The sequence below is a fragment of the Massilia genomosp. 1 genome (genome assembly GCF_011682185.1).
In the GTDB taxonomy this organism is placed as follows: Bacteria; Pseudomonadota; Gammaproteobacteria; order Burkholderiales; family Burkholderiaceae_D; genus Telluria_A; species Telluria_A rubra.
Window position 1 is genome coordinate 21,769 of sequence record NZ_WHJF01000002.1, and the last position, 13,378, is coordinate 35,146.

Here is a 13,378-nt window from a genome sequence, read left to right on the forward strand (position 1 = left end):
AGCCAACATTGGCGTTTCCGGCTAAAATCAGGCATTACCCTCAATGGAATCGCCCATGAAAATCGCTTTCCTCGCCGATCCGCTGTCCGGCTTCAAGACGTACAAGGATTCGACCTTCGCCATGATGCGCGAAGCGGCCCGGCGCGGCCACGCGGTCTACGCTTTCGAGCAGCGCGACATGGCCCTGGAAGAGGGCATCGTCAGCGCCGATATCGCGCAGATCACCCTGACCGGCGAGGCCGACGACTGGTACCGCGCCGCGCCCAAGGCCGCGATGCGCCTGTCCGAGTTCGACGCCGTGATCCAGCGCAAGGACCCGCCGTTCGACATGGAGTACGTGTACGGCACCTATCTGCTCGAACTGGCCGAACGCCAGGGCGCGCGCATCTTCAACAAGCCGTCCGCGATCCGCGACCATAACGAAAAGCTGGCGATCGCCCAGTTCACCGAATTCACCTCGCCCACCCTGGTCACCTCGGACGCGGCGCGCCTGCGCGCTTTCCACGCCAAGCATGGCGACGTGATCTTCAAGCCGCTCGACGGCATGGGCGGCGCCGGCATCTTCCGCATCGGCGCCGACGGCATGAACCTCGGCTCGGTGATCGAAACGCTGACCGGCAACGGCGCCCGGACCATCATGGCGCAGCGCTACATCCCCGAGATCGTCAAGGGCGACAAGCGCATCCTCGTCATCGACGGCAAGCCGGTGCCGTTCGCGCTGGCGCGCATCCCGCAGGGGAGCGAAATTCGCGGCAACCTGGCCGCCGGCGGCATCGGCGTGGCCCAGCCCTTGAGCGCGCACGACCTGCACATCGCCGAAACGCTCGGCCCGGTGCTGGCCGAGCGCGGCCTGTTACTGGTAGGATTGGATGTGATCGGCGACTGTCTCACCGAAGTCAACGTCACCAGCCCGACCTGCTTCCAGGAGATCTTCGACCAGGCCGGCTTCGACGTGGCGGCGATGTTCATCGACGCCGTCGAGCGGCGCAGCCAGGGAAAGTAAGGCAAACATATTATGGTAGGTATTCTGTTGATGACCCATGCACCGCTCGGCCAGGCTTTCGTGGCCGCGGTGGCGCACGTGTTCCGTGGTCCCACCGAGCATTTCGAGGCGATCGACGTCAGCGCCGACCAGGACCTGGCCGAGGTCAACGAGCTGGCGCGCCAGGCGATCTGCCGCCTTGACGACGGCAGCGGCGTGCTGGTGATCACCGATATCAAGGGCGGCACGCCGGCCAACTGCTGCAATTGCCTGGCTGACGCCGGGCATGTGGAAGTCATTGCCGGCATCAGCCTGCCGATGCTGCTGCGCGCGATCACCTACCGGCGCGACACGCTCGACGTGGTGGTCGAGATGGCGCTGGCGGGCGCGCAAAGCGGGGCGGTGCGGGTCGATAATCGCATCAGGGTAGGACCGACGTAAAAAGCTGTGGGTGGTGGCTGCGGCCACCGGTATGCGATCCGTGTGAAGAGACGACAAAAAAATGATTCAACAAGATCTTGAAATTATCAACAAGCTGGGTTTGCATGCGCGCGCCTCTGCCAAATTCACGCAGCTGGCGGCGAAGTTTTCGAGCGACGTCTGGCTGACCCGCAACGCGCGCCGCATCAACGCCAAGTCGATCATGGGCGTGATGATGCTGGCCGCCGGCAAGGGCGCCAAGGTCACCCTGGAAGCCGATGGCGCCGATGAAAAGGAATGTGTCGAGGCGCTCACCGCGCTGATCAACGACAAATTCGGCGAAGGCGAGTAATGCCGGTCGGGCGCACCTCTACCGGCATGTCGATGGCATCGTTCACGCTGCACGGCATTCCCGTCTCGCGCGGGATCTCGATCGGCCGCGCGCACCTGCTCACGCCCGCCGCGCTCGACGTCAAGCACTACCTGGTGCCGGAAGAACAGCTCGAAGCGGAGGTCAAGCGCCTGCAGGACGCGCTGGCGGAAGTGCATCGCGGCCTGCAGGCGCTGTGGACCGACCTGCCCAAGGACGCGCCGACGGAGCTGGGCGCCTTCATCGACGTACACGCGCTGATTTTGTCGGACCCGATGATTTCGGAAGCGCCGCTCGACATCATCCGCACGCGCCACTACAACGCCGAGTGGGCGCTGGTGACGCAGATCGACGAATTGTCGGCCCAGTTCGACGAAATCGAAGACCCGTACCTGCGCGAGCGCAAGGCCGATATCCAGCAGGTGGCCGAGCGCGTGCTCAAGGTCTTGATGGGCACCGCCCAACTGGCGCCGCCGCCTGTGACGGACGATCAATTCCAGCCGCAGATGATCGTCGTCGCGCACGATATTTCGCCGGCCGACATGCTGCAGTTCCGCGACCGCTCGTTCATCGGTTTCGTCACCGACGTGGGCGGGCAGAACTCGCACACGGCGATCGTGGCGCGCAGCCTCGATATTCCGGCGGCGGTCGGCATGTCGCAAGCGTCGCAGCTGATCGAACAGGATGACTGGGTCATCATCGACGGCGACGCCGGCGTGGTGATCTGCAATCCGAGCACCCTGGTGCTGGAGCAGTACCGGGCGCGCCAGGCGGCCATGCTCAAGGCGCGCAAGAAGCTCTCGAAGCTCAAGAAAACCCCGGCCGTCACGCGCGACGGCACCGTCATCACTTTGCTGGCCAACATCGAGCTGCCGGACGACTGCCCGCACGCGCTCGAGTGCGGGGCCGAAGGCGTGGGCCTGTTCCGCTCCGAGTTCCTGTTCATGGGCCGCAGCGGGCAAGCGCACAAGATTCCGAGCGAGGATGAACAGTTCGAGCAGTACCGCAAGGCGGTGGTGGCGATGAAGGGGCGGCCGGTCACGATCCGCACGCTCGACATCGGCGCCGACAAGCCGCTCGACCAGACCGAGCATACCGCGCTCAATCCGGCGCTGGGGCTGCGCGCGATCCGCTACTGCCTGGCCGAGCCGCAGCTGTTCCTGACCCAGCTGCGCGCGATCTTGCGCGCCTCCGCGTTCGGCAAGGTGCGCCTGCTGATCCCGATGCTGTCGCACGTGTTCGAGATCGACCAGTGCCTGGCGATGGTGGAGCAGGCCAAGGCGCAGCTGCGCGAGGCGGGGCAAAAGTACGATGTGGCGATCGACGTCGGCGCCATGATCGAGATTCCGGCGGCCGCGCTGGCGCTGCCGATGTTCGTCAAGCGCATGAACTTCTTGTCGATCGGGACCAACGACCTGATTCAGTACACCCTGGCGATCGACCGCGTCGATTATGAAGTGGCGCACTTGTACGATCCGCTGCATCCGGCGATCTTGCAGTTGATCGCGATGACCATCATGGCGGGGAAGAAGGCGGGGATCGATGTGGCGGTGTGCGGCGAGATGGCCGGGGACGTGAAGTTGACGCGCCTGTTGCTGGGCATGGGATTGCGCGAATTTTCGATGCATCCGGCGCAGCTGTTGTCGGTGAAGCAGGAGATTTTGAATTGCGACCTGAGCACCATCATCCCGCAAACGCGCAAGATCCTGCGCACCACCGAGCCGCACGCGATTGTGGAGGCGGTGCAGCAGTTGCAGGTGATTTGATTGGCTTCTGGTAGCTTGGCCCCTATCGTCGCGATGCAGCTCTCCGTTTTACCTCGAACCTGAAATCCGTCATTCCCGCGAAGGCGGGAACCCATGGCACCTTTGAGCAAAGGTGCCATGGATCCCCGCCTTCGCGGGGAAGACGGCGTTCAGGGCAGTGGCTTTAATCATTCTTTTAAGTCTCATGTCATCCATTGGAATAGTCTCCCCGCAAGCGATGCGCTTTGCCGAACCGCTGCGGTTGCAGGGCGGCGGCGCCCTGGCCGAGTACACCCTGGTGTACGAAACCTACGGCACCCTCAACGCCGACAAGTCGAACGCGGTGCTGGTCTGCCACGCCCTGAACGCCTCGCACCATGTGGCCGGCACCTACGAGGGCGATCCGAAAAGCACCGGCTGGTGGAACACGATGGTCGGTCCCGGCAAGCCGCTCGACACCGACCGCTTCTTCGTCATCGGCGTGAACAACCTCGGCTCCTGCTTCGGCTCCACCGGCCCGATGCACATCAATCCCGCCACCGACAAACCCTACGGCGCCGCCTTCCCCGTGGTGACGGTGGAAGACTGGGTCGCCGCGCAGGCGCGCCTGGCCGACGCCCTCGGCATCGCGCAGTTCGCCGCCGTCATGGGCGGCTCGCTGGGCGGCATGCAGGCGCTCGCGTGGAGCATCATGTTCCCCGACCGCCTGCGCCACTGCGTCGTCATCGCCTCCACGCCCAAGCTGTCGGCGCAAAACATCGCCTTCAACGACGTGGCGCGCCAGGCGATCCTGTCGGACCCGGATTACCGTGGCGGCGACTTCTACGCGCACGGCGTGGTGCCGAAAAACGGCCTGCGCGTGGCGCGCATGGTCGGTCACATCACCTACCTGTCGAACGACGACATGGCCGAAAAATTCGGCCGCAAGTTGCGTAACGCCGCCGAAAACAACGACTACAAATTCGACTTCGGCATCGACTTCGAAATCGAATCGTACCTGCGCTACCAGGGCGACAAGTTCTCGGAGTACTTTGACGCCAATACCTACCTCTTGATCACCAAGGCGCTCGACTACTTCGATCCGGCGCGCGCGTTCGGCGGCTCCCTCACGCGCGCGCTGGCCGGCACCAAGGCCGAGTTTTTCGTCGTCTCGTTCAGCACCGACTGGCGCTTTTCGCCCGAGCGCTCGCGCGAGATCGTCGAGGCGCTGGTATGCAACCGGCGCCGCGTGACCTACGCCGAAATCGACGCCCCCCACGGCCACGACGCCTTCCTGCTCGAGGACGAGCGTTACATGAACATGGTGCGCGCTTACTATCAGCGCATCTGGGAAGCCATGCCGGTGAAAGGGCAAGCATGAATTTTCAAGACCTCTCCAGCCTGCGCCCGGACCTGGCGTTCATCGCGCACTGGGTGCCGGAGCAGTCGCACGTGCTCGACGTGGGCTGCGGCGACGGCGCCATGCTGCGCTATCTCCAGAGCGGCAAGGGCTGCACCGGCTACGGCATCGAAATCGCCGACGACTCGCTGCTGGCCAGCGCGCGGCGCGGCATCAACGTGATCCAGCAGGACATGGAAAAAGGCCTCGGCCTGTTTTCCGATAATTCCTTCGACACGGTCATGTGCCTGTCGTCCTTGCAGATGATGCAGAACGTCGAGGCGCTGCTGCGCGATATCGTGCGGGTCGGCGCCGAAGCGATCGTCTCGTTCCCCAATTTTGCCTACTGGCCGCACCGCATGGCGCTGCTTCACGGCCGCATGCCGGTCTCCAAGTCGCTGCCGTACCAGTGGTACGACACGCCCAACGTGCGCTGCGCGACCATTTACGATTTCGAGGAACTGGCGGACGAATGCGGCCTCGAAGTGCTGGAGCGGGTCGCGCTGGCCGATGGCAAGCCGGTCTCCTTCCTGCCCAACCTGCGCGGCAGCCTGGCGGTGTTCCGGCTACGCAAGAAGTCACGGCCGGCGGCATAAGATCACGCAGGCAAACCGGCGCGCGCTTATCGTGTGTGCATGAACGCCGGTTTCCTGCGATGATGTTGTTATCAAATACACAGCAAAGAAACGACACATGAAACAGATCAGACCAATCTTGCTGGCCGTGGCACTCGCCTGCTCGAGCCTGGCCAGCGCCCAGCCCTTGCCGATGCCGATCAAGACCGAGGGGAAGGGCAAGTCCGGGGCCACGGTGCAGGATGGCATCCAGGTGCGGCCGATGCCGCGCTACCGCGTGCTGGCCTCGGCCGAGCGCATGGATGAAGAAGCGGCGCAGCAATACACGCAACTGATGGGCCAGGCCCGGCAGAAGGGTGCGCTGGTGCCCGACAACCATCCCGAGGTGATCCGCCTGCGCGCCATCGCCAAGCGCATCATTCCGTACGCCACGCGCTGGAATCCGCAAGCGGCCAAGTGGAACTGGCAGGTCAACCTGCTCGCGTCCGACCAGGTCAACGCGTTTTGCATGCCGGGCGGGCGCATCGCGTTTTTCAGCGGCATCTTGACCAAGCTGAAGCTGACCGACGACGAGGTGGCGGCCATCATGGGCCACGAAATTTCGCATGCGCTGCGCGAACACGGGCGCGGGCAGGCGGTCAAGTCGACCGCGACCAATGTCGGTGCGCGCCTGGGCGGCGCCATCGTCGCGCAGGTGTTCGGCTTGGACCCCGCCACCACCGATACCGTGGCCCAGTACGGCGCGCAGTTCGCCTCGCTCAAATTCTCGCGCGACGATGAACGCGAAGCCGACCTGATCGGCCTGGACCTGGCCGCGCGCGCCGGTTTCGACCCGCGTGCCGGCATTATCCTGTGGCAGAAAATGGCAGAGCAAAACAATGGCGCGCCGCCGGCCTGGCTCTCGACCCACCCGGGCGGCAAGGAACGCATCGGCCAGATGCAGGTACACATGGGCGTGCTGTTGCCGCTGTATGCGCGCAGCCAGAACACCACGGTCGGGCAACTGCCGCCGTACCGCACCAACGCGACCGACTAAATGGGACGCCAGGCCGACGCCAACGCGCACGTTCCGCTGCCCATCCGCGATGGCGTCGCGCCCAGTTATTTGTGGCTCGATGACAACCCAACTGGCGGCGCGCTGGCCTTCCTGACGGGGCATTTTGCCGATGTGGGCGAGGCGACCTGGCGCGAGCGCATGGCGCGCGGCGACGTGGTCGACGCCGGCGGCGCCGTGCTTGGACCCGACAGCGTGCTCAAGCGCGGCATGCGCATCTGGTATTACCGCGAGCTTGAGGCCGAGACGCCGATTCCTTTCGAGGAACAGATCCTGTTTCGCGACGCGCATTTGCTGGTGGTCGACAAGCCGCATTTCCTGCCGATGACACCGGGCGGGCGCTTCCTGCACGAAACGTTATTGGTGCGGCTGAAGAACAAAACGGGGCTGGCGCAGCTCACGCCCATCCACCGGCTCGACCGCGAAACGGCCGGGGTGGTGATTTTCTCGCACCAGGAAGCCACCCGTGGCGCATACCAGTCGCTGTTCCAGAAGCGCAGCGTACACAAGGAGTACGAAGCGCTGGCCGCGCCCTTGCCGGCGCTCAGTTTCCCACTGGTTCACCGCAGCCGCATGGTCGAGGGAAATCCGTTTTTCCGCATGCAAGAGGTGGCGGGCGAGCCGAACTCGGAGAGCGTGGTCGATGTCATCAAGCCGCACGGCGACGCCATGCTGTACCGCTTGCAGCCGCATACGGGCCGCAAGCACCAGTTGCGGGTGCATATGGCCGCCTTGGGCGCGCCGATCCTGAACGACACGTTTTATCCCGAGGCGCTGCCATGCAAGGGCGATGACTTCGCCAAGCCGCTCAAGCTGCTGGCGCGCTCAATCGGCTTCGACGACCCCTTGACCGGCCAGCCGCGCCGTTTCGAGAGCCGGCGCGTCCTGTAGCGCCCGCCTTGGCACGTCGCCTTGGCGCTCCGCCTTGGCGTGCCTTCTCAGAGGCGGTAATCGATGATCAGCGGTGCGTGGTCCGAAAAGCGCTCATCCTTGTAAATAGACACTTCCTTGGCGTGCGCCGCGATGCCGGGTGTTGCCACGTGATAATCGATACGCCAGCCGACGTTCTTGGCGTACGCCTGGCCTCGGTTGCTCCACCAGGTGTACTGCTCGGGCCGCTTGTCGATGCCGCGATGCACGTCAACGAAGCCGACTTCATCGAAAATCTTCGTCAGCCAGGCGCGCTCTTCCGGCAGGAAGCCGGAATTTTTCTTGTTGCCTTTGAAATTTTTCAAGTCGATCTCGTGGTGGGCGATGTTCCAGTCGCCGCAGATGACCACCTCGCGGCCCTCGGCGCGCAGTTCGAGCAGGTGCGGCAGGAACAATTCCATGAAGCGGAACTTGGCTTCCTGGCGTTCCGGCGAGGAAGAGCCGGACGGGCAGTAGACCGAAATGATGGTCAGGTTGCCGAAATCGGCGCGCACGTAGCGGCCTTCGGCATCGAATTCCGGGCTGCCGAAGCCGATCCGCACGGCGTCCGGCGCAAGCCGGCTGTAAATGCCGGTGCCCGAGTAGCCCTTTTTCTCAGCGTAATGGAAATGACCGTGGTAGCCGCCCGGCATCAGGAATTCCTCTGTCATGTCGGGCAACTGCGCCTTGAGCTCCTGGACGCAGACGAAATCGGCGGTCTGGTTCGCCATCCAGTTGAAAAAGCCCTTCTTGTGGGCGGAGCGAATCCCGTTCAGGTTCGCGGAAATAATTTTTGGCATGGTTCCAGGGGGTGAGGAGGGTGGCGTAAAATAGCGCCACTTTTCTATATGAACAAATGAGGTCGTCGTGAATAATTTGCGCCAACAGTTTATCGCGTTTTCAGTGTCGGCGGGCGTGTTGCGCTTCGGCGAGTTCAGCACCAAGGCGGGCCGCCAGTCGCCGTATTTCTTTAATGCCGGCCTGTTCCATGACGGCGCCACCCTGGCCCAGCTGGCGCAGTTTTACGCGCAGACCCTGCTCGACTCAAGGATCGAATTCGACATGCTGTTCGGGCCGGCCTACAAGGGCATCACCCTGGCGTCGGCCACGGCGGTGGCGCTGGCGGGCAAGGGACATAACACCTCCTTCGCCTACAACCGCAAGGAAGCCAAGGATCATGGCGAGGGCGGCACCATCGTCGGCGCCAAGCTGGCGGGCAAGGTCGTCATCATCGACGACGTGATCTCGGCGGGCACCTCGGTGCGCGAATCGGTCGACATGATCCGCGCCGCCGGCGCCGAGCCGTGCGCCGTGCTGATCGCGCTCGACCGCATGGAACGCTCGGGCATGGATGGCGCATTGTCGCCGAGTTCGGCGGTGCAGCAGGTCAGCCAGGAGTTCAATATTCCGGTGGTGTCGATCGGGAACCTGGACGACTTGTTCACTTACCTGAACGCGGCCGGGGCCGATCCGGAAATGGCGCAGTACAAGGATGCGGTGTCGGCGTACCGGACCCGCTACGGGGTGTAAGGGCCGAAACCTGCGGGGCGGGCGCGGCCGGACCCGCAAGACCCGCCGCGCCCGCGAGTGCCTGCTCGCGGCAGAGGCGGTCCACCGTTTTCAGCAATACCGGCATGCGATGCGGTCCATGCATGGCCGCGATGTGTTCCCTGGCCGCTGCCAGCTCCAGCCCGATGCAGGTGATGAACAGCGCCTTGATGCTGTCGCCGCGCAGCAGTGTATAGTCGTCGCCGATGCCGGCATACGCTGTTTTCGCCACGCCGATCACACGGGACTTGCCGCCCAGCGCATCGTACAGATGCTTGCCCAGTCCCGCCTGCGCATGGCCGTCGAGAAACACGAAGCCATCGATGACGATGGTCGCGGGAAGCTGGCCGAGTTCATCGAGCAGGGCGAGAATACAAGGCAATTCTCGCTTGTAGAATTCCCCAGGAACATATTCACCGACACCAGGCTGCTTTTTGCTGAACACGGCCAGCGGCGCTACGTCATCCCATTGCGCGAACAGCAAGCCTGCGGCATAGCCGCAGTCCTGCTCATAATGCACATCCACGGCAAGGATCATCTGGGGACCTCGAAAAACCTGCTGCGCGGCGCAATTTTCGTCCGGCGATGCTCACCGTACCTTCGTACGGCTGCGCTTCTCCGACGAAACTTGCACCGCTCGCTATGGTTTTTCGAGGTCCCCATCTGTCTGTCATTCCTGATTGTCGCGCGCTTCGCGCAGCGATGTATCGAGCCACAATTCGTACCACGCCAGGAACGTGATGCGCCCGGTTTGCCCGAATGAGGTGTCCGGATAGATGCCACCATCGCCGCAACGGTCATCCATCCAGATGTGGCCGTACTCTTCGCCCGCCACCACCAGGCACACATCGTCGCCGCAGCCGAAATCGCAGATCGTCAGCAGCCCGCAGCGCCACTTGTCATCGCTATACACGGCTTCCCAACGCATGTAGGCGTCGTTGTCGCCGGGATCGCCCTCGTATGTCCTATTCCATGCGCCCCTCATCGAAAACGGTGTCGACAGCTGGCCAGCGGCGCCACTGGCCGTCAGTGGCAACATGCCGTAATACGGCCCCGCGCCGCCATTGCCGACGTGCAGCAGGTACTGGCGGTACTCGTCCGGCAACACGATGCCGTGCTGGCGCTCGAACTCGCTGACCTGGGCCGCGGTCTTGACCGGGTCCAGCAGGTACTTGTGGGTGGAGGCGCCAAACAGGGCCAGCTGCGGATCGGCCAGCGTGAGCGCCTGGAGCTTGGCCTGGATGCGTTCGATGGACGAATGGATGGTCATGATCGGAGAGGGGGAGTGCGGGCACAACGGCGCCCGACGGGAACAACGCCATCCCCACGCACTGGCGGAGATGGCGCCATGCCGCTTACGCTGCCAGCTTTTTCTTGAGCAACTCGGTCAGCTCAGCCGGGTTGGCCTTGCCTTTGGATGCCTTCATGGCCTGCCCGATCAGCGCGTTGATGGCCGCTTCCTTGCCGGCGCGGTATTGCTCGACCGATTTGGCGTTGGCCGCCAGCACGTCGTCGACGATCTTTTCCAGTGCGCCGCTGTCGGAGATGGTTACCAGGTCTTTTTCCTTGATGACCACATCGGCGATGTGCTCATCGTTCGACCTGGCTTCCCACATGCCCGCGAACACTTCCTTGGCACTCTTGTTGGAAATCGTGCCGTCGGCGATGCGCTTGATCATCACGGCCAGTTGCGACGCTTCCACCGGCGAATCGGCGATCTCGACGTTTTCGCGGTTCAGGGTCGAGGCCACGTCGCCCATCAGCCAGTTGGCCACGGTCTTGGCTTGCTCTTTCCCGGTCTTGGCGACCACGGCTTCGAAGTACGAGGCCATTTCTTTCGACGAGGTCAGGAACAGGCTGTCGTATTCCGGCAAGCCGTAGTCGCCCGCGAAACGCGCGCGCATCGCGGCCGGCAATTCCGGCATATCGGCCTTGACGCGCGCAATCCACTCGTCCGAAATGAGCAGCGGCGGCAAGTCCGGGTCGGGGAAGTAGCGGTAATCCTGGGCGTCTTCCTTCAGGCGCATCACCGTGGTTTTCTTGGCGTCCGGATCCCACAGCACGGTCGCTTGCTGCACTTTGCCGCCATCTTCGATCAGCTCGATCTGGCGCCGCACTTCATAAGCAATGGCTTCTTCCATGAAACGGAAAGAGTTCAGGTTCTTGATCTCGCAGCGGGTGCCCAGCGCGGTCGTGCCAGCCGGACGCACCGAGACGTTGACGTCGCAACGGAACGAGCCTTCCTGCATGTTGCCGTCGCACACGCCCAGCCACACGACCAGGGTATGCAGCGCCTTGGCGTAGGCCACGGCTTCGGCCGCGCTGCGCATTTCCGGCTCCGACACAATTTCCAGCAGCGGCGTGCCGGCGCGGTTCAGGTCGATGCCGGTCATGCCGGCGTAGTCTTCGTGCAGCGACTTGCCGGCGTCTTCTTCCAGGTGGGCGCGCGTCAGGTTGACGGTCTTGGTCTGGAACTGGCCATCTTTTTCAAAGCCGAAGGTGATCTTGCCGCCGATGACGATCGGATCGGCGAACTGGCTGATCTGGTAACCCTTCGGCAAGTCCGGGTAAAAGTAGTTTTTGCGCGCAAACACCGATTCATGCGCGACCTTGGCGTCCACCGCCAGGCCGAAGCGGATCGCGCGTTCGACCGCGCCACGGTTCATCACCGGCAGCACGCCCGGCAAGGCCAGGTCGACCGGGCTGGCCTGGGTGTTCGGCTCGGCGCCGAACGCAATCGCACTGCCGCTGAAAATCTTGGAGTTGGTCGTGAGCTGCACGTGGTTCTCAAGACCGATGACGACTTCCCATTGCATAGTGTTCTCTTTTCTTGTCAGGTTGCCGGTGCGCACCTTGTGCGCACCCGGCGAAATCAGATGCCGGCCGGCGCGCGGGTGTGCCAGTCGGTCGCCAGTTGGTACTGGTGGGCAATATTGAGCAGCTTGGCTTCGGCAAAGTAATTGCCGATGATTTGCAGGCCCACCGGGCGCTTGCTGTTCTTCTCGCCCTGGCCGAAGCCGCACGGCACCGACATGCCCGGCAAGCCGGCCAGGCTGGTCGACAGGGTAAAAATGTCGGCCAGGTAGTTGGCCACCGGATCGTTGGCCTTGTCGCCCAGGTCCCAGGCGACGGTCGGCGCGACCGGCCCCATGATCACGTCGCAGGTAGTGCCCAGCGCGGCCTGGAAGTCGTCGGCGATCAGGCGCCGGATCTTCTGGGCTTGCAGGTAGTAGGCGTCGTAGTAGCCGTGGCACAGCACATAGGTGCCGACCAGGATGCGGCGCTGCACTTCCGGGCCGAAACCTTCGGCGCGCGACTTTTTGTACATCTCTTCCAGGTTCTTGTACTCGCTGGCGCGGTGGCCGTAGCGCACGCCATCGAAGCGCGACAGGTTGGACGACGCTTCGGCCGGGGCGATGATGTAGTAAACAGGGATCGAGAGTGCGGTTTTCGGCAGCGAAATGTCCACCAGCGTCGCGCCCAGTTTGACGAATTCGTCGAGCGCGGCGCGCACGGCCTGTTCGACATCGGCCGCCAGGCCTTCGCCGAAGTATTCTTTTGGCAAGCCGATACGCAAGCCCTTGAGCGGCGCGTTCAGGTCGCGCGTGAAGTCTTCGCGCACATTGCCCTGTTCGGCAGTCAGGCTGGTCGAGTCGCGCGGGTCGAAGCCGACCATTTCATTGAGCAACATCGCGCAGTCTTCGGCCGTGCGCGCGATCGGGCCGCCCTGGTCGAGCGAGGAGGCGAACGCGATCATGCCGAAGCGCGATACCCGTCCGTAGGTCGGCTTGATGCCGGTCACGCCGCAAAACGCGGCCGGCTGGCGGATCGAGCCGCCGGTGTCGGTGGCGGTGGCCGCCGGCGCCAGGCGCGCGGCGATCGCTGCGGCCGAGCCGCCCGAGGAGCCGCCCGGCACGGCCAGGGTATCCCACGGATTCTTGACCGCGCCGAAGGCCGAGTTTTCGTTCGACGAGCCCATCGCGAATTCGTCGCAATTGAGCTTGCCGAGGGTGACCATGCCGGCGTGCCTGAACTTGTCCACGACCGTCGCGTCGAACGGGCTGGTGTAGTTGGCCAGCATTGTCGAGCCGGCGGTCGAACGCCAGCCCTTGGTGACGAAAATATCCTTGTGCGCGATCGGGATGCCGGTCAGCGGGCCGGCATTGCCGGACGCCAGCAGCAGATCGGCGGCTTTGGCTTGTTCAAGCGACAAGGCTTCATCGACCTGCAGGAAAGCGTTCAGTTCGCTCGCCTTGGCGCGTTGCAGGAAGTGGGTGGTCAGCTCAAGGGCTGAGATCTGCTTCGCGTGCAGGAGCGCGGACAGCTGTTGAATGGTGTTTGTATGCATGGCGGATGCTCGACTGACGTGATTTCGGGTTGGCTCAAATGGCTCGGTG

14 protein-coding genes are annotated in these 13,378 nt (G+C 63.6%); 9 read left to right on the forward strand and 5 right to left on the reverse strand.

The genetic code is table 11. The features are described from left to right. Positions 1-55: 55 nt before the first annotated feature. The 8 genes from gshB to F1735_RS00815 all read left to right on the forward strand — a co-directional run bounded on the left by gshB (position 56) and on the right by F1735_RS00815 (position 7,415). A complete protein-coding gene (gene gshB / locus F1735_RS00780; RefSeq protein ID WP_167235145.1) occupies positions 56-1,003 on the forward strand; it encodes a glutathione synthase in 948 nt (315 codons plus the stop codon). A gap of 12 nt (positions 1,004-1,015) precedes the next feature. Next, the gene (locus F1735_RS00785) at positions 1,016-1,423 is read left to right on the forward strand and encodes a PTS sugar transporter subunit IIA (protein ID WP_167235146.1); all 408 of its coding nucleotides are present in this window, start codon (positions 1,016-1,018) and stop codon (positions 1,421-1,423) included. Between the two features lie 61 nt (positions 1,424-1,484). Next, positions 1,485-1,754 carry an HPr family phosphocarrier protein gene (locus tag F1735_RS00790; protein ID WP_166882345.1) on the forward strand — a complete coding sequence of 90 codons (270 nt, stop codon included), beginning with the start codon at positions 1,485-1,487 and terminating at the stop codon, positions 1,752-1,754. Positions 1,755-1,786: 32 nt separating this feature from the next. Beyond that, positions 1,787-3,538, forward strand: a complete 1,752-nt coding sequence (gene ptsP / locus F1735_RS00795; protein WP_167235251.1) for a phosphoenolpyruvate--protein phosphotransferase — start codon at positions 1,787-1,789, stop codon at positions 3,536-3,538. 217 nt (positions 3,539-3,755) lie between these two features. Continuing rightward, complete coding sequence (gene metX, locus F1735_RS00800; RefSeq protein WP_229505575.1) at positions 3,756-4,877, forward strand: homoserine O-succinyltransferase MetX; 1,122 nt, start codon at positions 3,756-3,758, stop codon at positions 4,875-4,877. After that, complete coding sequence (gene metW / locus F1735_RS00805) at positions 4,874-5,491, forward strand: methionine biosynthesis protein MetW (RefSeq protein ID WP_167235148.1); 618 nt, start codon at positions 4,874-4,876, stop codon at positions 5,489-5,491. Before metX ends, metW begins: the two co-directional genes overlap by 4 nt. Before the next feature lie 97 nt (positions 5,492-5,588). Continuing rightward, positions 5,589-6,506, forward strand: coding sequence for a M48 family metallopeptidase (locus F1735_RS00810; protein ID WP_167235149.1), 918 nt, complete (start codon positions 5,589-5,591; stop codon positions 6,504-6,506). Next, positions 6,507-7,415: an RluA family pseudouridine synthase gene (locus F1735_RS00815; RefSeq protein WP_167235150.1), complete on the forward strand. Its 909-nt coding sequence runs from the start codon at positions 6,507-6,509 to the stop codon at positions 7,413-7,415. 47 nt (positions 7,416-7,462) lie between these two features. Here the strand turns inward: F1735_RS00815 and F1735_RS00820 are convergent, their stop codons facing one another. Next, positions 7,463-8,233, reverse strand: coding sequence for an exodeoxyribonuclease III (locus tag F1735_RS00820; protein WP_167235151.1), 771 nt, complete (start codon positions 8,231-8,233; stop codon positions 7,463-7,465). Positions 8,234-8,300: 67 nt separating this feature from the next. On the opposite strand from F1735_RS00820, the gene pyrE reads away from it, so the two are divergent. Beyond that, positions 8,301-8,963 (forward strand): orotate phosphoribosyltransferase, encoded by a 663-nt coding sequence (pyrE, locus tag F1735_RS00825; RefSeq protein ID WP_167235152.1) that lies wholly within the window; start codon positions 8,301-8,303, stop codon positions 8,961-8,963. Here the strand turns inward: pyrE and F1735_RS00830 are convergent. The 4 genes from F1735_RS00830 to gatA form a co-directional block, all read right to left on the reverse strand. Next, positions 8,875-9,519: an endonuclease V gene (locus F1735_RS00830; RefSeq protein ID WP_167235153.1), complete on the reverse strand. Its 645-nt coding sequence runs from the start codon at positions 9,517-9,519 to the stop codon at positions 8,875-8,877. The two genes, pyrE and F1735_RS00830, sit on opposite strands and share 89 nt — an antisense overlap. A 132-nt stretch (positions 9,520-9,651) precedes the next feature. Then, complete coding sequence (locus F1735_RS00835) at positions 9,652-10,251, reverse strand: SMI1/KNR4 family protein (protein WP_167235154.1); 600 nt, start codon at positions 10,249-10,251, stop codon at positions 9,652-9,654. An 85-nt stretch (positions 10,252-10,336) separates the two neighbouring features. Further along, positions 10,337-11,797 (reverse strand): Asp-tRNA(Asn)/Glu-tRNA(Gln) amidotransferase subunit GatB, encoded by a 1,461-nt coding sequence (gatB, locus tag F1735_RS00840; RefSeq protein ID WP_167235155.1) that lies wholly within the window; start codon positions 11,795-11,797, stop codon positions 10,337-10,339. Between the two features lie 56 nt (positions 11,798-11,853). Further along, the gene (gatA, locus tag F1735_RS00845) at positions 11,854-13,329 is read right to left on the reverse strand and encodes an Asp-tRNA(Asn)/Glu-tRNA(Gln) amidotransferase subunit GatA (protein WP_167235156.1); all 1,476 of its coding nucleotides are present in this window, start codon (positions 13,327-13,329) and stop codon (positions 11,854-11,856) included. Between the last annotated feature and the right edge of the window lie 49 nt (positions 13,330-13,378).